General features: G+C 64.8%; 18 protein-coding genes. 9 read left to right on the forward strand and 9 right to left on the reverse strand.

The window, feature by feature from the left end; all coding sequences use genetic code 11:
- Positions 1 to 22: 22 nt before the first annotated feature.
- Positions 23 to 2,173, reverse strand: a complete 2,151-nt coding sequence (locus ACNI3Q_RS01845) for an alpha-glucuronidase family glycosyl hydrolase (RefSeq protein WP_426273652.1) — start codon at positions 2,171 to 2,173, stop codon at positions 23 to 25.
- A 165-nt stretch (positions 2,174 to 2,338) separates the two neighbouring features.
- Between ACNI3Q_RS01845 and ACNI3Q_RS01850 the strand changes: the two genes are divergently transcribed.
- The 3 genes from ACNI3Q_RS01850 to ACNI3Q_RS01860 are packed head-to-tail and all read left to right on the forward strand — an operon-like array spanning position 2,339 to position 6,047.
- On the forward strand, positions 2,339 to 3,655 hold the full coding sequence (locus ACNI3Q_RS01850; protein ID WP_426273654.1) for an MFS transporter: 1,317 nt from the start codon (positions 2,339 to 2,341) through the stop codon (positions 3,653 to 3,655).
- Entirely contained in the window at positions 3,652 to 4,824 is a 1,173-nt protein-coding gene (locus ACNI3Q_RS01855) for an endo-1,4-beta-xylanase (protein WP_426273656.1), read from the forward strand. The genes ACNI3Q_RS01850 and ACNI3Q_RS01855 overlap by 4 nt, the downstream gene beginning before the upstream one ends.
- Positions 4,821 to 6,047 (forward strand): SGNH/GDSL hydrolase family protein, encoded by a 1,227-nt coding sequence (locus tag ACNI3Q_RS01860; protein WP_426273659.1) that lies wholly within the window; start codon positions 4,821 to 4,823, stop codon positions 6,045 to 6,047. The genes ACNI3Q_RS01855 and ACNI3Q_RS01860 overlap by 4 nt, the downstream gene beginning before the upstream one ends.
- Before the next feature lie 56 nt (positions 6,048 to 6,103).
- Here ACNI3Q_RS01860 and ACNI3Q_RS01865 read toward each other — a convergent pair whose 3' ends face one another.
- The 8 genes from ACNI3Q_RS01865 to ACNI3Q_RS01900 form a co-directional block, all read right to left on the reverse strand.
- A complete protein-coding gene (locus tag ACNI3Q_RS01865; protein ID WP_426273661.1) occupies positions 6,104 to 7,117 on the reverse strand; it encodes a glycoside hydrolase family 43 protein in 1,014 nt (337 codons plus the stop codon).
- Positions 7,118 to 7,177: 60 nt separating this feature from the next.
- Positions 7,178 to 7,399 (reverse strand): hypothetical protein, encoded by a 222-nt coding sequence (locus ACNI3Q_RS01870; protein WP_426273663.1) that lies wholly within the window; start codon positions 7,397 to 7,399, stop codon positions 7,178 to 7,180.
- A gap of 66 nt (positions 7,400 to 7,465) precedes the next feature.
- Complete coding sequence (locus tag ACNI3Q_RS01875; RefSeq protein WP_426273665.1) at positions 7,466 to 8,719, reverse strand: N-succinylarginine dihydrolase; 1,254 nt, start codon at positions 8,717 to 8,719, stop codon at positions 7,466 to 7,468.
- 41 nt (positions 8,720 to 8,760) lie between these two features.
- A complete protein-coding gene (locus tag ACNI3Q_RS01880) occupies positions 8,761 to 9,774 on the reverse strand; it encodes an arginine N-succinyltransferase (RefSeq protein ID WP_426273667.1) in 1,014 nt (337 codons plus the stop codon).
- Positions 9,771 to 10,979, reverse strand: a complete 1,209-nt coding sequence (locus ACNI3Q_RS01885; protein WP_426273669.1) for a hydrolase — start codon at positions 10,977 to 10,979, stop codon at positions 9,771 to 9,773. The genes ACNI3Q_RS01880 and ACNI3Q_RS01885 overlap by 4 nt, the downstream gene beginning before the upstream one ends.
- Before the next feature lie 52 nt (positions 10,980 to 11,031).
- Positions 11,032 to 11,937 (reverse strand): DUF481 domain-containing protein, encoded by a 906-nt coding sequence (locus ACNI3Q_RS01890; protein ID WP_426273671.1) that lies wholly within the window; start codon positions 11,935 to 11,937, stop codon positions 11,032 to 11,034.
- A gap of 54 nt (positions 11,938 to 11,991) precedes the next feature.
- Positions 11,992 to 12,468, reverse strand: a complete 477-nt coding sequence (locus tag ACNI3Q_RS01895; protein ID WP_260019621.1) for an RNA pyrophosphohydrolase — start codon at positions 12,466 to 12,468, stop codon at positions 11,992 to 11,994.
- Positions 12,469 to 12,588: 120 nt separating this feature from the next.
- Complete coding sequence (locus ACNI3Q_RS01900) at positions 12,589 to 13,533, reverse strand: alpha/beta hydrolase (RefSeq protein ID WP_426273673.1); 945 nt, start codon at positions 13,531 to 13,533, stop codon at positions 12,589 to 12,591.
- 56 nt (positions 13,534 to 13,589) lie between these two features.
- Between ACNI3Q_RS01900 and ACNI3Q_RS01905 the strand changes: the two genes are divergently transcribed.
- The 6 genes from ACNI3Q_RS01905 (at position 13,590) to ACNI3Q_RS01930 (ending at position 23,666) form a co-directional block, all read left to right on the forward strand.
- Positions 13,590 to 14,531, forward strand: coding sequence for a histone deacetylase family protein (locus tag ACNI3Q_RS01905; protein WP_426273676.1), 942 nt, complete (start codon positions 13,590 to 13,592; stop codon positions 14,529 to 14,531).
- Positions 14,532 to 14,583: 52 nt separating this feature from the next.
- Complete coding sequence (locus ACNI3Q_RS01910; RefSeq protein WP_426273678.1) at positions 14,584 to 16,461, forward strand: 2-oxoacid:acceptor oxidoreductase subunit alpha; 1,878 nt, start codon at positions 14,584 to 14,586, stop codon at positions 16,459 to 16,461.
- Positions 16,462 to 16,618: 157 nt separating this feature from the next.
- The gene (locus tag ACNI3Q_RS01915) at positions 16,619 to 17,668 is read left to right on the forward strand and encodes a 2-oxoacid:ferredoxin oxidoreductase subunit beta (protein ID WP_426273679.1); all 1,050 of its coding nucleotides are present in this window, start codon (positions 16,619 to 16,621) and stop codon (positions 17,666 to 17,668) included.
- Positions 17,669 to 17,759: 91 nt separating this feature from the next.
- On the forward strand, positions 17,760 to 19,121 hold the full coding sequence (locus tag ACNI3Q_RS01920) for a cryptochrome/photolyase family protein (protein WP_426273681.1): 1,362 nt from the start codon (positions 17,760 to 17,762) through the stop codon (positions 19,119 to 19,121).
- Between the two features lie 203 nt (positions 19,122 to 19,324).
- Positions 19,325 to 22,249, forward strand: a complete 2,925-nt coding sequence (locus ACNI3Q_RS01925; protein ID WP_426273683.1) for a TonB-dependent receptor — start codon at positions 19,325 to 19,327, stop codon at positions 22,247 to 22,249.
- Positions 22,250 to 22,433: 184 nt separating this feature from the next.
- The gene (locus ACNI3Q_RS01930) at positions 22,434 to 23,666 is read left to right on the forward strand and encodes a class I SAM-dependent methyltransferase (protein WP_426273684.1); all 1,233 of its coding nucleotides are present in this window, start codon (positions 22,434 to 22,436) and stop codon (positions 23,664 to 23,666) included.
- The last annotated feature ends 1 nt before the right edge of the window (position 23,667 follow it).

Genomic DNA, 23,667 nt, shown 5'->3' on the forward strand with positions numbered 1-23,667 from the left:
CCTTCCAATCCGGTTCTGTCGCTTACTCGCCGCTGCCCGGGGCATAGGGCGTCCGGATCGCCTTGTAATAGGACAGCGGATGCGGCGGTGCCTTGACGCCCGGGGGTAGGGGGCGGCCACTGACGCTGGACCAATAGGCGATGCTGGCATCGCGCCACCATGTCGCCTCATCCTGTTGGATCTGCAGGAACTGGGTGACTTCGCGGTGCCGATCCGGGTCGATCTGATCGGCCAGCGCGGCCCAGCTTGCCTGCATCCGGCCAACCTCGCCAAGCCCCCGGTCGTAGCGGGCGAGCAGGCCCTGCCACAGGGTTTCGCCGGATTTCAGGCGATGGTCCCAGGGCAGATGGTGGAACCAGAGGAGGTACCGTTCGTCCATCCGCGCCGGATCGCGCCACTGCGCCGCCGCACCGGGCGCATATTGGGCGATGGCGTTGCTGCCGCTGGTCATCCGGTCAAAGCCGATGCCGCGCTGATCCGCCTTGTGATAATAAACCGGGTTCCATTCCGGCCGGGCCAGATCGTCCACCCATGGCCCGGGGCCATAATGGTGGCCTGTCGCCATCAGATGGGTAAGGCCCAGCGGGGTCATGTAATCGGCCACCGCCTCGCGGCTGGCCATCATCATGTCGACGATCGCCGCCGTGCCGGGAGCATCCGCATCCCAGGTCAGCTCAGCCCAGTCGCGGGCAATGGCCGCAGCATCGGCCCGCGGGTTCCACGCGAGCCGGCCAAAGGCATACCAGTTTGCCTGATCGAACTGAGACCCGGACCAGTTGCGATCCGCGCCGATATTGGCGACCCCGGCCATGCCGGTCACGGCTGCTGGCCGCGGGCGCCGGGTCAGCACATCGGCGACCGTCATCCCCTTTTGCGGGCGATGCGTGTCGGCGGCCAGCACCTCCGCCCACATCGGCCCCAGATAGGCGAGGTGGGTAGCAAAGCCGAGATATTCCTTGGTCAACTGAACCTCCATCATCAGCGGCGTTTTCGGCATGGCGCCGAACAGCGGATGAAAGGGTTCGCGCGGCTGGAAATCGATCGCGCCGTTCTTGACCTGAACCAGCACATTGTCGCGGAACTTGCCGTCATAGGGCTGGAACTCGGCATAGGCCTGTTTCGCGCGGTCGGTGGGGTCGGTTTCGGAATAGACGAACGCGCGCCACATCACGATGCCGCCATGCGGGGCCAGCGCGTCGGCCATCATGTTGGCGCCATCGACATGATTGCGGCCGTAATTCTGCGGCCCCGGCTGTCCTTCCGAATTGGCCTTGACCAGGAAGCCGCCGAAATCGGGGATGGTCCGGTAAATCTCGTCCGCCTTTGCCCGCCACCACGCCCGGACCGCCGGGTCCAGGGGATCGGCGGTCTTCAGCCCGCCAATCTCCATCGGCGCGGAAAAGCGGGTGGAAAGATAGACGCGGATATTCCACGGGCGCAGCTGCGCGGCGATGGTCGCAACCTTTTCAAGGTAGGGTGCGGTCAGGATGTCGGCATTGGCATTGACGTTGTTCAGCACCGCGGCGTTGATGCCAATCGACGCATTGGCGCGGGCATAGTCGGTGTAGCGCGGATCAGCGAAGCGCGGCAGCTTCTGCCAGTCCCAGATGGATTCGCCGGCATATCCGCGCTCCACATGGCGATCCATATTGTCCCAATGGTTGAGGATGCGCACGTCCAACGCCGGCCTGTCCGTGACGTTCAGCCCGGTCAGCGGCGCGCCCCGGATCGCCAGATCAAGATAGCGGAACGCGCCATAAAGGACGCCCGCGCCGTCATTGGCGGCGATCACCGTGACCGGCCGCCCGGCGATCCTGGCGGAGCGGATCACGAACCCTTCGTCACCCAATCCGGCCAGCGGCAGCTTGAGCGCGGCGATTCGCGGACTGCCGGTCGGCGTGCCGATCACCAGCGTTTCGCCGTCAGCCAGCGTTGCCCCGGAAGCGATTGGCGCGCCGCGCATGACGGAGAGTGCACGGGTCAGTTCGTCCCGTGCGGACAGGATGCGGGGGTCGGTTTCCTCGACCGCCAATGTTCCCGGTAACATGGCAATCCGGCCCTGATCCGCGAGTCGATAGCGCAGCCACAGTTCGTGACCGTCCTCCGCCGAAGAAAGGGTGGGCATGATCGTCAGGAAAAGGGCGCAAAGCCCAGCCAGCAAACGCATCAACATCCTCTCTCCGCTCAAAGACCGACCGCCTTGCCAGCCGCACGTTATCGCTTAAGGTAGCGGTATCATAAAGCATAAGTCCATGCTGCAATGAATAGCGTGAACGATATCGGGAAAGGGGATGCGGGTGACCAATGGTCGGTCGGACAGCGTCGGAGACATGGCGCGATGATGGCGCCGCTGCCCGCTGATGCGATTGCTGCTGCGGCCCGGCCGGGGCGATATCGCTGGGTCATCTGCGCCCTGTTGTTCTTTGCGATCACCGTCAATTACGTCGACCGGCTGGTTCTGGGGAACCTGAAATCCGTGTTCGATGCCGAGTTCGGCTGGAGCGAGACGGATTACGGCAATATCGTCACCGTGTTTCAGGGCGCCTATGCCATCGGCCTGTTGCTGATGGGCCGGTTCATGGATGCTGTCGGCACGCGAACTGGCCTGGCCGTGGCGATCGCCGCATGGTCGCTGGCGGCGATGGCGCATGGCGCGGCGTCCAGCGTGGCGCATTTCATGCTGGCCCGCTTTGCGCTTGGCCTGGGCGAAGCGGGCGGATTTCCGGGTGCGATCAAGGCCGTGTCGGAATGGTTTCCCAAGCGGGAGCGCGCCTTTGCCACCGGGTTGTTCAACGCCGGGTCCAATGTCGGTGCGGTGCTGACGCCGCTGGCCGTGCCGTTCCTGGTCCTGTGGTTCGGGTGGCAGGCGGCGTTCATCGTGACGGGGGCGCTTGGCCTGGTCCTGCTCGTCTGCTGGCTGGCCATCTATCGCCGGCCGGAGGAGCATCCGCGGGTCGGAGCAGCGGAACTGGCGCTGATCCATTCCGATCCGCCGGAGCCGCAGGTGCGCGTGACCTGGGCCAAGGCACTGCGCAACCGGGGCACCTGGGCATTCATGATCGGCAAGTTCCTGACCGATCCGATCTGGTGGCTGTTCCTGTTCTGGCTGCCGGATTTCTTTACCAAGACCTATGGGCTTGAGCTGTTGCCCAAGGGCGGCGGGATGCTGGCGACGCTGGGGCCTGCGCTGATCGCCGTCTATCTGCTGGCCGATGTGGGCAGCATCGGCGGGGGCTGGCTGTCGTCGCGCCTGATCGCGCGGGGATGGAGCATCAATGCCGGGCGCAAGACGGTGATGCTGATCTGTGCGCTGTGCGTCGTGCCGGTCGCGTTCGCGCCGTCCATTCCCGATCCGCTGGTGGCGGTGGGGATCATCGGGCTGGCGGCCGCAGCGCATCAAGGTTGGTCGGCGAACCTTTACACGGTGGTGTCGGACACCTTTCCGCGCCCCGCCGTCGGCACGGTCGTCGGCATCGGCGGACTGGCGGGCGCGCTGGGCGGAATGGGGATCGCCCAGTTCGCCGGATGGACGCTGCAAAGCACGGGCAGTTACGTGCCGCTGATGGCGCTTGCCGGATCGGCCTATCTGGTGGCGCTGGCCATCATCCACCTGTTGTTGCCCCGGTTGGGGGAAACCGGAAAGGAATTGTCATGACTGAAATGGCCATGAACCGTCGTGAGTTGATCGGCGCGGGAATTGCTGCGGGCGGGGCGGCCATGCTGCATCCGGCGGCGGCGCTGGCACAGCAGCCGGAGGGACTGAACGCGATTGCCGAACGCCGGGGCCTGCGCTTTGGATCGGCCTGTGCCTTTGGGCGGGCCGGGGCTGACCGGGGCAGCTTTGCCAATCCGGCCTATGCCGCGTTGCTGGAGCGCGACTGCGGCCTGATCGTCCCGGAAAACGAGATGAAATGGGGGGCGACGCGGCCCGCCGTCGACCGGTATGATTTCAGCCGGTTCGATCCGATGGTGGATTGGAGCCAAAAACGGGGGATGGGCGTGCGCGGCCACACCCTGTTGTGGAACCAGACGCGATGGATGCCGAAATGGCTGAACGAGCATGATTTCGGATCGCGCGCGTCAAGCGAGGCGGAGCGGCTGATCGTCGAACATATCCGCAACGTTACCGGGCGCTATGGCAAGCGCATCTACAGTTATGACGTTGTCAACGAGACGGTCGATCCGGCGACGGGCGACCTTTATGCGAACGCGCTGACCGAGGCGATGGGCGACCGGCAGGCCGTGTGCGACTTGGCGTTCCGCACAGCGCGCGAGACGGCACCGGGGGCGGAGCTGGTTTATAACGACTATATGGGCTGGGACAGCGGCAACGATGCCACCCACCGCCGGGGCGTGCTGAAACTGCTGGAGGGGTTTCGCAAGCGGGGCGTGCCCGTCGATGCGCTGGGCCTGCAATCGCATATCAGCCCGCAGGGCGGCCAGCCGGTGGGCGAACAGATCGCGGCGCGGCAGCCGGTCTGGCGCGAGTTCCTGACCGAAGTGACGGCCATGGGATACCGGCTGGTCATCACCGAGTTCGACGTGAACGACCGGTATGTCAGCGCCGATGATGCGGCGCGCGACCGGATCGTCGCAGATTATGCGCGCGGGTATCTGGACGTGACGCTGTCCTTCCTGCAACTGCGCGACGTGCTGGTCTGGGGGATGAGCGACCGGTACAGCTGGCTGTCCGGCTTTACGCCGCGCGCCGACAAGTCACTGATCCGAGGCGCGCCCTATGACGCGGCCTTCAAGCCGAAGCCGCTTTACGATGCCATCGGACAGGCGCTGGCCGCCGCCCCCGCGCGGGGGAAAGCGGAATGATCGCAAGATGGTTCTCGCTGGCGGTTGCTGTACTCGCACTGGTCTGTTCGGGTGCAGCATCGGCGCAGCAAAAACGGTGGGTCGTCAGCTGGGCCAGCAGCAATTTCGAGCTGAACGACCAGCAGCGCCTGCCGCATGAGGGCAATGCCGGGGTTGTCATCCGGCAACTGATCCGGCCGACGCTGTCGGGCGACCGGATGCGCGTCCGCTTGTCCAATGTCGCGGGGGATCAGCCGCTGACCGTCACCAGCGTGACCGTGGCACCGGCCGCGGCGCGGGGCAGTGCAGCGATCAGGGGCAGGCCGGTTGCGGTCACCTTTTCGGGCCGTGGCACGGCGGTGATCCCGCAAGGTGCGGAGTTCTTGTCCGATCCCGTCGCGATGCCGGTGACGGCGCTGGAGCATCTTGCCGTGACGATCCGGCTGGCCGATGTGCCGGCGCGGCAGACCGGGCATCCGGGGTCGCGGACGAACAGTTATATCCTGCCGTCCGATGCGCCCGACACGGGCTTTGCCAATGCCGCTAAGAAGGTCGGCTGGTTCAACCTTGCCAGCATCGAGGTTGAGCGGAGGGCGGGGCGGGCACTGGTCATCCTGGCCGACAGCATCACCGATGGCTTTGGCGTGCAGCCCGATACCGATGCGCGCTGGCCCGACACGCTGGCGAACCGGTTGCAGGCGAACCGCGCGACCCGCGATCTGGCCGTCATCAATCAGGGGATCGGCGGCAACCGGTTGCTGCGTGACGGACTAGGGCCGAACGGGCTGGCGCGGCTGGAACGGGATGTGCTGGCACTGCCCGGCGTCACGCATCTGATGCTGCTGATCGGGGTGAACGATCTGGGCACGCTGACCCGCGATGCGCCCGTGTCGGCCGAACGCCATGCCGAGGAACGCGATGCGATGATCGCGGCGTATGCGCAGATCGTTGCACGGGCCCGGGCGCGCGGCATCCGGGTGATCGGCGGCACCATCCTGCCCTATGGCGCGTCCGCCTATTACCATCCCGATGCGCAGAACGAGGCGGACCGGCAGGCGGTCAACGCATGGCTGCGCACGCCCGGCAATGTCGACGCGGTGATGGATTTCGATGCGTTGATGCGCGATCCGGCCAATCCAGCGAGGATGCGTGCCGACTATGATTCCGGGGACGGGCTGCATCCGTCCATTGCCGGGTATCGGGTGATGGGCGAGGCAGTGCCGCTGAAGCTATTTTCGCGCTGATTTCCCCACTCGTCAGCGGACAGGCTCAGGATGAGCGCGGAAATGGGGGTCGGCTTCTAATCCGCGCGAGCGGCCGGGGGCGGCGGGGCGGTTACTCCCGCATCGGTGTGGGGCACCCGCTTGAGCGTTCCGTCGGGATTATATTGCAGATATTCGACCGTGACCGCGCGGCGGCCGATGGAGCCATTGAGTTCGCCAATGGCCAATGCAGCATTGTGAGCGAACAGATACCAGTTGTTCTTGAATGCAGCGATGCCCGGATGGATCGTAAAGCTGTATTTGCCTGAATCCATCAGTTCGCCGCGATATGTCCATGGGCCCTGGATCGACGGGGCGGTCGCATAGGAAATCCGTTCGTCGCGGTGGGCCGACCGGTCGAGCGAGGCATAGGTGAGGTAATACAGGTCCCCTCGCTTATGCAGCCAGGGTCCCTCTTCAAAATGCGGCGGCGTGATTTCGGTGATCGGGCCGTCAATCTCGATCATGTTGGGGTTCAGCCGGGCGATATAGCATTGGCGGTTCCCCCAGGCGATCCAGACGGTGCCGTCATCGTCGCGGAACACAGTGGGATCAATATCCTCCCAGCTATGCGAGCCCTTGGGCGTCATCTGATTGGTAATCAGCGCGGAACCCTTTGCATCGACAAACGGGCCGGTCGGGCTGTCGGATACAGCAACGGCGATCGCCTTGCCCGGATGGGTATCGTCATGCTCGACCGCGGCGTAGAAATAGAATCTGCCATTGGCCTGGATCGCCTGCGACGCCCAGGCATCGCCCTTGGCCCATTTGAAGTCGGCGACTTTCATGATTGGACCGTGATCGGTCCAATTCCGCATATCGGTGGTCGAATAGACCAGCCATTCGCGCATGTTGAACATCTGATCCCGCTCGGCCTGGTCGTGGCCCACATAGAGATAAAGGCGATTGTCGACGACCAGCGGCGCAGGATCGGCGGTGAACTTGTCGCGGAACAGGGGGTTGCTGCCCGGCGCCGTCGGCTCATCGCGCGCCAGGGTCGATGCCGACGACAAAAGGGCAATTGTGGCAGCGGCATGCATCACGAGTTTCATTGATCCTGCTCCGTTGGATGCAAGCACAATACTCGGACAAATAAAAGCCGCAAGCGCGGATCAAGCCTCGCGCTGAGCACGCTCCACGCTGTCGAGGATGCGGGTGGCGGCCATGAACACCGCGATCGGGCACAGGCAGAACATGAACCAGCCAAGCCAGCCGGGATATTGCACCAGATAATGCGTGCCCCGATCGGCCGCGCCGTTGGCGAGGCCGAAAATGACCATGAATGCCTCAAATTTGGTCTTGATCGTGAAGAGGCGCGCGAACCGTTGGAACATGGCCATTCCCTAAGCAATGCCCGTGCCAGCGGCGGAATTACGCGACTTACGGATTAACAGGCACGGTTACCTGTCAATTAACTCGACAAGTCCCATGACGTCCAGCGCAGCATGGCGGGCGTGCCGGATGGGGTCGATCAGGGCGGCGTCATTCAAATCGCCCGGGCCGATCGCATCCGGCCACCAGCGTTCAACCACATCGGCCAGCCGGTCGATCCGCGGTTCGTCGAGCAGGAAGCGCGGATCGACGCATTCCGGATCGCATACGACCCGCAGGCGAAGGCACGCCGGGCCGCCGCCATTGGCCATCGACTGGCGGACATCCACTACCTTTAGCTGACGGATCGGACCGTTGCCGGCGACGTGATCGTTCAGCCATGCCCATACGGCCGCGTTCTCCCGCGCTTCTTCGGGCAGGACGATGGCGGTGTCGCCGCCGGGCAGCGTCACCAGCTGGGCATTGAACAGATAGGACTGAATGGCGTCGGCCAGCGACACCCGGTCGGCAGGCACCTCAACAATCTCCACATCCGGCATGATCGCGCGGAGACGGTCGTAGAAAGCGGGGGCATCGGCAAAGGCGTGTTGATGGGCCAGCAGCACGCAGCCATTGGCGACGGCGACGACGTCGTTGTGAAAGGCACCGGCGGCAATCGCCGCTTCCGATTGCTGAACGAACAGGGTGCGCGCCGGGTCCAGCCGATGCGCGCGGGCCACCGCTTCGCTCGCCTCCCGGTGCTGGCGTGCGGGAAAGGGGCCGCCGGACACGCCATAGACAAAGATTTCGATGCCGGGCGCATCGTGCGACGCGCACAGCCGCATGTGATTGGCCGCACCCTCGTCGCCAAAGGGGGCGGGCACGGGCGCGTGAACGGCAAAGGCCGGATCGGCAAAGGCGATGCGCAGCTGTGCCAGCGTGTCGGGCCATTCATGGCTGCGATGCGGCATGGTCATCAGATTGGCGATGGTCAGATGGCAGCGGCCGTCCGCCGTATCAGGGGCGGGCGAGACGGTGGCAGCATTGGCCGCCCACATCGACGATGCGGACAACGCCTGTGCCTTCAGATGATCGGGCGCGGCGGGATAGTCCGTCGACAGGCTGTCCAGCCAGCGATGATCGGGGCGGGGCAGCGGCATGAAGATACCCTGGGGCAGGCCAAGGCGCAGATTGTGGCGCATCTTGGCCAGTCCCTGCAGCGCGGCGGCGCGCGGCTGCGACGTAGCGCCCCGGTTGCGGGTGGCGGCAAGGTTGCCGGGGCTCAACCCCGCGTAATTATGGCTTGGCCCGATCAGGCCGTCGAAATTGATTTCCGTCAGCATTGCCCCATCCTCATCCTGTCCGAACGGACGTCGGCCAGACTTCAGCGTTCCGCATAGAGCACGGCCGCGCCCGGTTCGACGCCCAGCAGCCGTGCGGTCCCGGCATCCACGGCAACGCCGTCCACCGTCGTGGCCAGCGTTCCGCAGCAGCAGCGGAAATCGGTCAGCCGGCCGGTGGCGACCAGCGCCGGTTCGCCGCCGGATGCCGCAACGTCGGTCACCACGGCCTCCTGCGCCTCCCGGACCGATCGGATATGGTCAGTGCGCGCCGTCATGGTCGGGCCGCCGTCGAAAATGTCGACATAGCGTTCATAGGCGAACCCTTCGTTTTCCAGCATCCGCATCGCCGCGCGGCCGCTGGGATGGGGCAGGCCGATGACCTGACGCGCGGTGTCGGGCAGCATCGCGGTATAGACGGGATGCTTGGGCATCAGGTCGGCAATGAACTGATTGCCGTGGATGGCATTGAACTGGTCCGCTTCCTGAAAGCTCATGCCGAAAAAGCGGCCGGCCACCCCGTCCCAGAAGGGGGAGCCGCCCGCCTCGTCAATGATGCCGCGAAGCTCGGCAATGGTGCGGTCGGCAAACCGGGCGCGGTGCTGGCGGATGAACAGATAGCGGCTGCGCGCCAGCAACAGGCCAAGGCCGCCCGCTCGCTCGCCGGGATGAAGGAACAGGCCGCCGACCTCTGACGATCCCTCCAGATCGTTGACCAGATTGAGGATTTCGGCGCGGAACGTGCGGTTCAGCTCCTCGCTATGCTTGGTCAGCATCGCCAGCCGATAGCTGTAGAATGGCCATCGCTGGCCGACCTGGGCAAAGATCTGACAGGTGCCGCGCACCTCGCCGGTATCCATGTTTTCCAGAACCAGCACGAACAGGTCGTCCTGCAGCGCATCGTCCGTGCGGGCAAAGGCGGCGGCGCTGCGTCCCAGCTTGGCGCGCAATGCCGGCTTGTCCGGCGGCAGGTTGGTGAATCCGCCCCCGGTCAGCTTGGCCATTTCATAAAGCGGTTGCAGGTCGCGATCAGTCGCCGCGCGGATGACGAAGCTCATAGGGTTCCTTTTTCTGCGATCCGCAGCATCGTGATGGCCGACAGTGCCGCGCGCTCGGCAAGGCTTTCCGGGATGAGGAACTCGTCCGCCGAATGGATCGCGCCGCCGCGCGCGCCCATGGTATCGACCACCGGCACCCCGCAGGCCGCGATGTTGTTGCCATCGCAAACGCCGCCGGTCGCCCGCCACGCGATGGCGATGCCCAGGTCGTCACCGACCGTGCGGACCAGGTCGAACAATCGGGCCGCCCCCGGATCAATCGGCTTTGGCGGCCGGTTGAACCCGCCATGCAGGTCCACCGCCACGTCGTGCGCAATGGCGACATCGCCCAGCACACGGTCGATCAGCGTGCGGGCATGGTCGATCATCGCCGCATCGCGCGGCCGGAAATTGACGCGCAGCACCGCAAGGTCGGGCACCATGTTGTTGGGGCCGCCGCCGTCGATCCGGGCCGGATTGACGGCCAGCCCATCGATCCGGGCAGCGTGCAGCCGGACGGCAATGTCGGCCGCAGCGACCAGGGCGTTGCGGCCATCCTCGGGATTGCGGCCGGCATGGGCGCTGCGCCCGCGCACGGTGATCGAGAAATTGCCGGTGCCGCCCCGCGCCCCCGCCAGCGTGCCATCGGGCAGGGCGGGTTCATAGGTCAGCGCCGCCATCTTGCCGCGCGCTGCATCGGCGATGAGCGGGGCAGAGGACAGCGATCCCGTTTCCTCATCCGAATTGATGACGACCTCATACCCGATGCGCGATGCCAGCGGGCTTGCCTCGATCGCGCGCAGGGCCGCGAGCATCAGGGCGATGCCCCCCTTCATATCGGCAGCACCGGGGCCGTTATAGCGGCCATCGGCCAGCCAGCGTGCGGACTGAAACGGATGATCGATGGCAAAGACGGTATCCATGTGCCCGGTCAGCACCAGTTGCACCGGCGCGTCCGGCCGGACGGTCAGGTGTAGATGCCGACCATGCTCCAGGGCGATCCGCTCGCCCGCGGGCGTTACCTGTTCGACGGGCGCGGGATCGACCAGCCGGAGCGTGCCGGGCAGGACGGAGAATGCATCGGCCAGGGTGGATGCCATGGCGGCAACACCGGCCAGATTGCGCGTCCCGCTGTTGATCGCCACCCAGCGTTCGGTGAGCGCAATCATCGGTTCGGCGGCGACATGGTCCGCAGCAGCGCGTTCGATCGGCGTCAGTCTCTCCATCCCGACCGACTAGCCCGAAGCGGGCGCAGAGGCCACCCCCGGCCGGGCGCGGTCAGAAATCGTAGACGATGGACGCGCGGCTGATCGTGTCGGTCGATACGCGGCCGGCTGGCGGCTTGCTTTCATACTGGACGGTATAGGACATTTGACCCGACAATGGCCCGAACAGCTTGGCGCGCACGGCCGATTTGCTCGACACGGTGCTGTTCGCGCTTTGCAGATAGGCCGATGCGTCCTGTTCGAACGTGATCGCGCGGGTCAGTTTCCACGAAAAGTCCATGGAACCGCGTGTGGCGAGGTTGCTTTCGGTCGGCGCGTTGATGAACTCGGTATGCCGGAACGCCGGGCCAAGTTCGACATCCAGCGTCATGTTCGGCCGCTTGATCGCGCTGTAGCCCGCCCCGAGCGAGGCGGAATAGCGTTCGGTATAGCCAAGGAACCGGTCGCTTTCGAACTGAGCGGCGCCATAGATATACGCCTTGTCGTCCAGCTTGTAGTTCGGTTCGTACGCCGCAAGGTAGCGTTCGCGGTTGGTGACGCCCAGCGATTCCTGATAATCCGCCTGCAGCCGCAGCTTGTGCCGCCACAGCCATCCTTCGCGGCGCAGATCAAGCACGCCATTCAGGCCGATATTGTCGGTATTGCCGGTGGTCAGCCACGCACCAACCTCTGCCCGGCCCTTGACCAGTTCAAAGAACGCCGCCTCTGCCAGGCGTTTCTGGTTGGCGTCGGATCGTGCCCGTTTCCAGTCGCCGACCCGCCGGTTGATCATCTCCGTCATGTCGGGGGCTGCCGTCTTGGCGTATTTGGCGATGGTGTTCACCTCGCCCTCATTCCCGCTGTCGAATGCGGCGAGCAGCATGGTTTCCACTGCATCGGGCAGCTTTGGCGGATCCGGCTTCGGCTCTTCCTGATTGGCGAGCAGCAGCGGCGACAGCGCCAGAAGAAGCAGAGGCATTCGCATCGATGCCGTCATTAACCCCGATTTCCGGCGGGGAAAAGGCAGCGGCGATCAAAGATGCGGTGAAAAGACGGCGAGCAGCTGTTGATAGAGCGTCCGCTTGAACGGCACGATCAGGTCGGGCAGCTCGGCCGGGTCGGCCCATCGCCAGGCGCGAAACTCCGGTTCCGGCGTCGCGATGTTCACATCGGCATCGGTGCCGAGGAACCGGAACAGGAACCACCGCTGGCGCTGGCCGCGCCATTTGCCCTTCCAGATGCGGCCGATCAGGTCGTCGGGCAGGTCATAGAAAAACTCGTCCGGTGCCTCTGCCACCAGTTCGACCAAGTGGCGTTCGATGCCGGTTTCTTCCCACAGCTCGCGATAGGCGGTTTCCAGCGGCGCTTCGCCCGGATCGATCCCGCCCTGCGGCATCTGCCATGCCTCGACCACCGAATCGAAGCGTTGGCCGACCAGCACCTGGCCGTCGCGGTTCAGGATCATGACGCCGGCACAGGGGCGATAGGGGAGCGATTCCTTGTCGATCATTCGTGTTCTCTGAAGTGTTGTTCGGTTCTTTGCCACCCCTTGCTCGTCCTGAGCCTGTCGAAGGACGAGCGATCGTGCTTCGACAAGCTCAGCATGAGCGGATGTGGCGGATGTGGCCGATCAGGAAGCAGCGGCAATCATCGCCTTCAACATTGCATGGGCGCGGGCCAGATCGGTCGCGCCGGACGGGATGATCTTTCGCAGGGTGATGAAGCCATGGATCATGCCGGGCACCTCGACAAAGCTGACCGCAACGCCCGCATGGGCAAGGCCGGCGGCATAGGCGCGGCCCTGATCGCGGATGGGATCATGGCTGGCGGTCAGCACCAGCGCGGGCGGCATTCCGGCAAGGTCGCCGAGCATGGGGGACGCGCGGACATGGCCGGCATCGGCGGCATAGGCCCCTTCGAACCAGGCCATGCTTTCGCGGGTCAGCAGATGGCCGTCGGCAAAGGCTTCATAACTGGGATAGTCCGATCCCATGTGCGTCGCCGGATAGATCGGGAATTGCGCGATCACCGGCACGGCGGCCGGACTGTCCCGCAAATCCATCGCGGCGATGATGGCAAGGTTGCCGCCCGCGCTGTCACCCGCCACGACCAGTCCGTTCACCGACAGGCCGAGTGCATCGGGGCTGGTGGCCAGCCAGCGGGCCGCCGCCTCCGCATCGTCCGCTGCGGCGGGCCAGGGGTGTTCGGGGGCCAGCCGGTAATCGACCGACACGACGGGCAGGTCCGTGGCGCGCGCCAGTTCGGCGCAATAGCTGGCATGGCTGTCGACATTGCCGATCACCCAGCCGCCGCCGTGATAGAACACGATCAGCGGCCCCGGTTCGCGCCCGGCGCGCGTATCGAACAATGCGGCGGGGATCGGGCCGGCGGGTCCGGGAATCGACAATTCCCGATGCACGGCCAGATCGCCCATCGGCAGGTCGACCAGCGATTTCATGGCGACATATTGCGCCCGCGCCTCGTCCGGCTGCATCTCGTGCATCTTTGGCCCGGGGAAATTGTTGGCATAGGCGAGGAAGGCGTTCACATCCGGGCGTAGTGGCGGCGTGGTCATCCATTCTCCCTTCGGCACTCTTGGTGCATGGCCGGTCAGCCCCTACCTTGGCGGCAATGATCGCCGTCGTCCACCACCCCAGTTATGTCGCGCCCGCGCCCGCCCGCAGCGCGTATGAATGGAACAAGAACGGTCTGGTCCGCGACCTGTTGAGCGACGAGGACGGGCTGGAATGGCACGCGCCCGAACCCATGCCGCGCCAGTGGCTGGAGGCGGTGCACGACCCCGATTATGTGGCCGAGGTGGTCGAGGTGCGCGTGCCCCGCGACAAGGAACGGCGCATCGGATTTCCCGTCACCCCCGCCGTCGCGCATCGCGCCGTCCACGTTCCGGCCGGCACCTGGCTGGCGGGCAAGCTGGCGCTGGATCGCGGTTATGCCGCCAATACCGCCGGGGGCAGCCATCATGCGCTGGCGGATACGGGCGCTGGATATTGCATCTTCAACGACCTGGCCTGCGCCGCCGTCCGGCTGGTGGAGGAGGGGGATGCGGCCCGCATCCTGATCGTCGATTGCGACGTGCATCAGGGTGACGGCACCGCGGCGCTGACCGCCGGGCGGCCGGAGATCGCAACCTATTCCATCCACGCCGAAAAGAATTTTCCGGTGCGCAAGGCACGATCGACGCTGGACGTCGGCCTGCCGGACTGGGTGGAGGATGACGAATATCTGGACACGCTGGCCCGGACGCTGGTGCCGCTGATCGATCAGGTGCGGCCGGACCTGATCCTGTATCAGGCGGGGGTCGATCCATGGTCGGGGGACAAATTGGGCCGGTTGTCGCTGAGCCTGGACGGCCTGATCGCCCGCGATGCGTGGCTGGCGGGCCTGTGTTCCGGGCGCGGCATTCCGCTGGCCAGCGCATTGGGCGGCGGGTACGGCACCGATCCGATGGAGGTGGCGCAGCGACACGCCCGGTCGGTGCTGACCCTGGGCCGCAGCTATGCAAAGCAGCCATTGGGCGGCCCCAAGCTGAAATCCTCTTTTGCCGCGGGCTAACCGGGCGTAGAGGGGCGGCAATTCCAATTCAGTGACGATAGCAGGACATTCTATGGCATCCGCCGTTCACGAGGTGACCCCGCAGGAAGCGGCGGCCAACCCGCCCGCCGAAAACATCGTCGTCCGGTTCGCGGGCGATTCCGGCGACGGGATGCAGCTGACCGGCGGTCAGTTCACGCTGGCGACCGCGATTGCGGGCAACGACCTGGCGACGTTCCCCGATTTTCCGGCCGAAATCCGCGCGCCGCAGGGCACGTTGTTCGGCGTTTCCGCCTTCCAGATCAATTTCGGTTCGGCCAGCATCGAAACTGCGGGCGACGAGCCCGACGTGCTGGTGGCGATGAACCCCGCCGCGCTGAAAGTGAATGTCGACGCGCTGAAGCCCGGCGGCCTGATCATCGCGGACGAGGGCGAGTTCAACCAGCGCAACCTGGACAAGGCCAAATACACGCAGAACCCGCTGGACGATGGCAGCCTGGTCAAGTGGCAGCTGCTCAAGCTGAACATCAGCCAGTTGACGCTGGATGCGGTGAAGCCGTTCGGCCTTGGCAACAAGGAGGCGCTGCGCTGCAAGAACATGTGGACGCTGGGCCTGGCGCTGTGGATGTTCGACCGCGACCGTCAGCCGATCGAGGATTGGCTGCGCGCCAAGTTCGCCAAGGCGCCTGAACTGGCCGAGGCGAACATCGCCGCGCTGAACGCCGGCCATGCCTATGGCGAAACAGCGGAGCTTGGCGCGATGGGCATCGCGCAGGTGCAGGTGCCCGCAGCGCCGGTGGAGCCGGGCCTGTACCGCACGGTGACCGGGGCCGAGGCAACGTCGCTGGGCCTGGTCGCGGGTGCGCAGCTGGCCAGCCTGCCGATGTTCTTTGGCGGCTATCCCATCACGCCGGCCAGCGCGATCCTGCACGCGCTGGCACGGTACAAGGAATATGGCGTCACGACGTTTCAGGCGGAGGACGAGATTGCGGCCATCGGCGCGTCGATCGGCGCATCCTATGCCGGGCAGCTGGGCGTCACCTGTTCGTCCGGCCCCGGCATCGCGCTGAAGGGCGAGTTCATGGGCCTGGCGATCATGACCGAGCTGCCGCTGGTGATCGTCAATGCGCAGCGGGGCGGCCCGTCGACCGGCCTGCCGACCAAGACGGAACAGTCCGACCTGTATCAGGCCGTTTATGGCCGCAACGGCGATGCGCCGATGCCGGTGATCGCCGCGCGTTCCGCCGCCGATTGCTTTGACGTGGCCATCGAGGCGGTGCGGATCGCCACGACGTACATGACGCCCGTCATGCTGCTGACCGACGGGTATCTGCAGAATGCGGCCGAGCCGTGGAAGGTGCCGGACATGAGCACGTACACGCCGTTCCCGGTCACGCATCACACCGACCTGCCTGCCGAGGGCACGAAGTTCATGCCCTATTCCCGCAACGACAATCTGGCGCGGCCCTGGGTCAAGCCGGGTACGCCGGGCCTGCTGCATCGCATCGGCGGGATCGAAAAGGCGCAAGGGACCGGCAACATCGATTATTCGCCGTCGAACCATCAGGCGATGACGACGATCCGCCAGCGCAAGGTGGCCGAAATCAAGGTGCCCGATCAGGTCGTCGTGCAGGGTGAGGCCGGCGGCAAGCTGGTCGTCGTCGGCTGGGGCAGCACCTATGGCCCGATCACCCAGGCGGTGCGCCGCGCGCGGAAGAAGGGGCTGGACGTCAGCCATATCCATATCCGCCACATCTGGCCGATGCCGGGCAATCTGGGCGATCTGCTCAAAAGCTATGACCAGATCCTGGTACCGGAAATGAACACGGGCCAGCTCAAGACCGTGCTGCGCGACCAGTTCCTGGTCGATGCCAAGCCGCTCAACAAGGTATCCGGCCAGCCCTTCCGCATCGCCGAGATCGAAGACGCGATCGAAGGGATGCTGGGGTGATTTCAAAGCCCTCTCCCGCAAGCGGGAGAGGGTTGGGTGAGGGTCTTTCTTCTTCATGCCGCTGGCAAGAAGTGCCCTCACCGACTACGACTAGGCGGCACGCCGCCAAGTCTTCGTAGCCTCTCCCGCCAGCGGGAGAGGGCAAGAGGTAGAAGACATGAACGAACTGACGACGATCAAGCCCGCCACCAGCCCCAAGGACTGGGAAACCGATCAGGAAGTGCGCTGGTGCCCCGGATGCGGCGATTATGCGATCCTGAAGGCGGTTCAGCGGACCATGCCGGAGATTGGCGCGACGCCGGAAAATACCGTGTTCGTCAGCGGCATCGGCTGTTCCTCGCGCTTTCCCTATTACATGGAAACCTATGGCTTCCATACCATCCACGGCCGCGCGCCGACGGTGGCGACGGGGGTCAAGCTGGCCAATCCGGATCTGGACGTGTGGATCATCACCGGCGACGGCGATGCGCTGTCCATCGGCGGCAACCACACCATGCACCTGATCCGTCGCAACCTGAATTGCCAGGTATTGCTGTTCAACAACGAGATTTACGGCCTGACCAAGGGGCAATATTCGCCCACCAGCCGGGTCGGCACCCGGTCGCCGTCGACCCCGTTCGGGTCGGTGGATCGCCCGGCGAGCCCTTGCGTCTTTGCGCTGGGCGCCGGTGCACGGTTCGTCGCGCGCGGGATCGACGTGCACAAGAACCTGCCCGACGTGCTGAAGGCCGCCTATGCCCATCAGGGGACGGCGTTCGTCGAAATCTATCAGAACTGCATCGTCTATAATGACGACGTGTTCGCGCCGTTCACGGCAAAGCCCAATGCCGCGACCGCGCAGCTGTGGGTCAAGCATGGCGAACCGATGCTGTTCGGTTCGGAAAAGACCGGCGGGGTCAAGGGCCTGTCGCTGGACCGTGAGCGGCTGGCGCTGAAGGTCGTGGATGTCGTCGATGGCGACTGGCAGGCCGCGGGCGTGCTGGTCCATGATCAGACCAACCGGACGATCGCGCATCTGCTGGTCGAAATGCCGGTCGGCACATTCCCGGTCGCGCTGGGCGTCATCTTTGACGATCCGGCCCCGACCTTTGAAACCGCGGTGATCGAGCAGAACCGGTCGGTCAGCGAGGGCAAGGTGCCCGACTTGCAAAAGCTGGTCAGCAAGGGCCAGACCTGGCAGGTGGACAAGCAGCCGCACGCCATTTGAGGGGGCAGGGGCGGTCAACACCGCCTTTGGCCCACATTGTCTTGCACCCCATTTCGTCGTTGGCGCATTGTCCAGCGACGAAAGGGGATCCATGAGCACGCCATCCATCATCTGGTTCCGCCGCGACCTGCGCCTGTCGGATCAGGCCGCGCTGGCCGCCGCCGTCGCCGAAGGGCCGGTCATCCCCGTCTATGTCCTGGACGACGACACGCCAAAGCATCGGGCGATGGGCGGTGCATCGCGGTGGTGGCTGCACCACAGCCTGAATGCGCTGGACGCGGCGCTGCGCGAAAAGGGCAGCCGCCTGATCCTGCGTCGGGGCAAATGCGATGCCGTGCTGGCCGAACTGGCCGAGGAAACGGGCGCGGGCAGGGTGCATTGCATCCGCCATTACGAACCATGGTGGCGCAACGCCGAAAAGGCGGTGGCAAAGCGGCTGGACCTGGTGTGCCATGACGGCAACTATCTGGCTCCGCCGGGCAGCGTGACGACCGGATCGGGCTCGCCGTACAAGATCTATACCCCGTTCTGGCGCGCCTTGCAGGAGCGGATGCCCCCCGAACACCCGACGCAGCGGCCGCGAAGCATCGATGCGCCGGCCAAATGGCCGAAATCGGATACGCTCGCCGACTGGGGCCTGCTGCCCACCCGTCCCAACTGGGCCACGGGGTTCGAGGCCGAATGGACGCCGGGGGAGGAGGGCGCGCGCAAGCGGCTGGACGCATTCGTCGCGAAAGCCGCGCGCTATGACGAACAGCGCAACCTGCCGTCGATCGAGGGATCCTCTCGCCTGTCGCCGCACCTGCATTTCGGCGAAATCTCGCCAGCCACGGTGTGGCACCGGGTTGCCGATGCGGGTGGTTCAGTAAAGGTTTTTCTGAGCGAGCTTGGCTGGCGCGATTATGCGCAGAACGTGATCCTGCAATTCCCGGAATATGCGTCGAAAAATGCCCGGGACAAATTCGATGCGCTGGAATGGCGGACGGATGCCGACGATCTGCGAGCATGGCAGCGCGGGCAGACCGGATACCCGATCGTCGATGCCGGTATGCGCCAGTTATGGGCGACGGGATGGATGCACAACCGGGTCCGCATGATCGCCGCATCCTTTCTGATCAAGCATCTGCTGATCGACTGGCGCGTGGGCGAACAATGGTTCTGGGACACGCTGGTCGACGCCGATTACGGGTCGAACGCGACCAACTGGCAATGGGTGTCGGGTACCGGCGTGGACAGCAATATGTTCGTGCGGATCATGGCGCCGCTGTCGCAATCCGAAAAGTTCGATGCGGCGGGCTATATCCGGCAATGGGTGCCCGAACTGGCCCGGCTGCACGATGACGTGATCCACGATCCGGAGGAGCATGGCCGTCGCCCGGCCAGTTATCCGCGCAAGATCGTGGGGCACAAGGCGGCAAGGGATCGGGCATTGGCCGGCGCCAAGGGTATCTGACCGACTTCGCCGTTTTGGCGCGCTGCCCTGTGACATTTATGTGTCGATAACGAAACAAGTCTCCCGTTAATTGTCTGATTTTTTGCATCAAGGTGCAAAAAAGCTGGACAGCTTCGGGGGTCCTCCAATAATATGGAAGCAAGTCCCACATATCGGGATGGTAATTGGGAGGATACCGGATGAGAGCAGTAAAGCCTCTGCACATGTGCAGTTCGATGATGGCGCTTGGCCTGGCGCTGGCGATGCCCGGCATGGCTGCGGCGCAGGACGCGCAGGCCGATGGTGCGAGCGAAACCGCCGCCGCAGAGGATGATATTGTCGTCACCGGGTTCCGCGCGTCGCTGAACACCGCGCTCAATCAGAAGCGGAACGAGACGGCCGCGATCGACACCATTCTGGCCGAAGACATCGGCAAGTTTCCCGACGCCAACCTGGCCGAATCCATGCAGCGCGTTCCAGGCGTCGCGCTGGCCCGCGGCGATGGCGGCGAAGGGCGCAACATCTCGGTCCGCGGTCTTGGCGCGCAGTTCACCCGGGTTCGCATCAACGGGATGGAAGGCACGTCGCAGACGGGTTCGTCTGACATTTACGGCGCGGGCAACAACGGCCGCAGCTTTGACTTCAACGTGTTCCCGACCGAAATCTTTTCCGCGCTGGCCGTGCGCAAGACGCCGACCGCCGATGTGGAGGAAGGCTCGCTGGGCGCGACCGTCGATCTGACCGCGCCGCGTCCGTTCGATTCCCGCGATCCCTTCGTCTTTTCGGCGACCGTGCGCGGCGTGTGGAACGAACTGTCCAAACAGGTCGATCCGCGTGCCTCCATGCTGCTGTCCAAGCAGTTCGGCGAAAGCGGGTTCGGCATCCTTGCCTCGGCCGCCTATCAGAAGCGGAATATCCGCGAAGTCGGTTATTCCGGCGTCGACATCCTGCCGGCCAATGTGAACGGGGGCTTCTGCTCGCCCGTCGGCTTTGCTCCGCAGAATCCGGCGAACAATGTGGCCAAGGGCGTTGATGCCGCGAATTGCAGCACCGGCAATCCGCGCACCGGCAGTGCCGCCGCCTATCAGACGATCCAGAACCTGACGCGGCCCGATGCGACCAACATTCCGGGCAGCGGCGCGTTTTTCCCGCGCATTCCGCGCTACCTGAATTCCGAGCAGGATCAGGAACGCATCGGCGGATCGCTGACGCTGCAGTATCAGCCGGACGACGCCACCGACATTGCCGTCGATTTCCTGTATTCGCGGTTCGAAGTGACTCGGCGGGACAATTACATCGCCGGCCTGTCGTTCGCGCGGTCGATCGCCAATAATGGCCAGCCGATGGTTTCGGTGCGCGACGTCGAATTCGATGCCAATGGATCGCTGGTCTATGGCCTGTTCGACGGGGTCGATGTCCGGTCGGAAGGGCTGGTCGACAATTTCGTGTCGACGTTCAAGCAGGCGAATTTCAACCTGAAGCGCAAGCTGAGCGACGCGCTTGAAGTGTCCATGCTGGTCGGCCTGAACAAGTCGGACTGGGACGGCAAGAAGCGCCTGCAGACGTTCATGGACGTCATCGACAGCGACGGTTTTTCGATCGATTTCCGCAATAGCGGCACGGTGCCGACGATCGGTTTCGGCTTTGACGTGTCGAACCCGGCATCCTTCACCTATGCCCCAGGCCGGGCCGACGGCACGGTGCTGGGTGGCTTCAGCTTCCAGGGCAAGCCGTCGCTGAACACGACCGACAACTTAACGGGCGAGGTGAACCTGGCCTGGACCCTGTCGGACGCGGTCAAGCTGCGCTTTGGCGGTCAGTATCGGGAAAGCGATTTCCGGGGGCAGTTCCAGCGGCCGTTCAATGCGGACACAGTGGTTCAGCCGCTGCCCGCCGGCACCACCCTTGCTAGCATCACCCGGCAGATCACCGGCGTCGACAAGCTGTGGGGCAATGGTGCGCCCGCATCCTGGGCCGCGATCGATCCGGATCGCTGGGCATCGACGTTCAATTTCGACGGCGTGCGTTATTGCGGCGTGGAATGCGGTGCGCAGGACGCCCGTGTGAACGAAGAGATCAAGAGCGCCTATGCCATGGCCACGTTCGATTTTGCCGATCAGATCGGCTTTGGCGTCCGGGGCGATATTGGCGTGCGCTATGTGCGCACCGACCTGCTCGCATCCGGCTATATCTCGGTCGCGCCGCCCGCCGGGGTGACGTCACCGACCGGCCTGGTCGGTCGTTATGCCGAAGCGCAGAACAGCTATGACGACTGGCTGCCGTCGGCCAATCTGGTCATCGAGCCGGTTCAGGACCTGTTGCTGCGGTTCTCGGCCGCAAAGGTCATGGCCCGTCCGGAACTGGGCCAGCTGACCCCGACCGCCGGCGTCAATCCGATCACCCGCGTCGGCAACGTCAACAACCCGTTCCTCGATCCGATCCGGGCCAAGACGTTCGATGCGGCACTGGAATGGTATTTCCGTCCCGGATCGCTGATTTCGGTCGCCTATTTCCACAAGGACATCGAAAGCTTTATCCAGACGATCACCAGCCTGGTGCCGTTTACCGAGCTGGGTCTGCCCGACGCGCTGCTTGAAAACTCGAACACGCTGCCGACTGAACTGTTCAACGTCTCTCAGCCGTTCAACACGCCTGGCGGCCCGCTGAACGGTGTCGAAGTCAACCTGCAGCTGCCGTTCGATTTCCTGGACGGGTTCCTGGGCAATTTCGGCGTGCTGGGCAATTACACCCGCGTCACGTCCGAAATCGAATATTGCCTGGCCAGCACGGCCGGCACCTGCACGCGGTCGGTGGTGAACAACCTGGTCGGCCTGTCGAAGAACACGGCTTCGGGCACGCTGTATTACGAAGACGACCGGTTCAGCATTCGCGGCACCGCGAACTGGCGCGACCGGTTCATCCGCGGCATCCCGGCATCGCAAGGCAGCGACCTTCAGGGCAACTCCCCGACGCTGTATGTCGATGCGTCGGCATCCTATGCGATCACCGAAAATCTGCGGTTCATCCTGGAAGCGCAGAACCTGACCGACGAACAGAACCGGCTGTACATCGACAGCGTCCGTCAGGACACGCTGTTTGAAACCCGGATCGGCCGCACGGTCATGTTCGGGGTCAACGCCCGCTTCTGATCCATCGATTTTTCTATCCTCTCCTTGGGCGCGTCCGGGCAACCGGGCGCGCCAACTTTTTTCCGGATGGTCGGGATGAGGGCGCCGTTGCCGTCAAGACCGTGATTGCCCGGCTTTCCCGCGTCGGTTGCCTGTGCCAAGAGCGCGGGCGATGGCGCACGGGACAGGTGAGCATGGCAGGGCAATGGAGCAGGGCGCGGGCATGAACCTGCCCCGGCCAGAGGGGGCGTTCGCATTGCTGCGCCCGGTGCTGGAGGCGGTGATCGACCGCATCGATCGCGGCCTCGCTGCGGGGCGAATCGACCTGACCCTGCCGGATGGCGATCGCCGGATGCTGGGCGGACGGGCGCCGGGGCCGAACGTCGTGCTGACCCTTTCCGACTGGCGGGCGATTGCGCGGCTGATCGCTGGCGGGTCGTCCGGCTGGTACCGCGCATGGGCGGCGGGCGAATGGAGCAGCCCGGATCCGGTTGCGCTGTTCGAACTGTTCACGCTCAACCGAACGACGCTGGGCGGGGCAGGGCGTGCGCGGGCCTGGTCGCGCCCGCTGATGCGGCTGCGCCACTGGCTGAGGCGAAATGACCGGGCCGGATCACGGCGGAACATCGCGTTCCACTATGACCTGGGCAACACCTTTTACGCGCCGTGGTTGAGCGGCGACATGACCTATTCGAGCGCGATGTTCGCCGCGCCGGGCGAGCCGCTGGAAACCGCACAGGCGCGCAAGCTGGATGCCGTGCTGGCCCGGACGGGGACGGGGCCGGGCGAGCGCATCCTGGAAATCGGCTGCGGCTGGGGCAGCTTTGCCGAACTGGCCGCGCAGGGCGGGCGGCATGTCCATGCCCTGACCCTGTCGGAGGAGCAGAAGCGTTACGCCGATCAGCGGATGGCCGATGCAGGATTATCCGATCGCGTCACCGTCGCCTTGACCGATTACCGGGACGTCACCGGCCAGTTCGACGCGGTGGCCAGCATCGAAATGGTCGAGGCGGTGGGCGAGGCCTATTGGACTGACTATCTGGCCACCATCGCCCGCGTGCTGAAACCGGGCGGGCGCGCCGCCATCCAGTATATCGCGATGGATGACGCGATTTTCGAATCTTATGCGTCGAATGTCGATTTCATCCAGACCTATATCTTCCCCGGCGGGATGCTGATTTCCGAAAGCCGGTTTCGCGCGATTGCGCAGCATCATGGCCTTGGCTGGCATGACCGGCGGGGGTTCGGGCCGGACTATGCCGAAACGCTGCGTATCTGGCGCGAACGGTTTGACGCGGCGGATCGCGACGGCACGCTGCCACCGGCGTTCGACGCGCGCTTTCGGGATATGTGGCGATACTATCTGATGTATTGTGAGGGCGGATTCAGAGGCGGCGCGATCGACGTTGCCCATGTCACGCTGGTGAAGGAGGGATGAG

It is taken from the genome of Sphingomonas eleionomae (assembly GCF_049889035.1).
Classification (GTDB): domain Bacteria; phylum Pseudomonadota; class Alphaproteobacteria; order Sphingomonadales; family Sphingomonadaceae; genus Sphingomonas.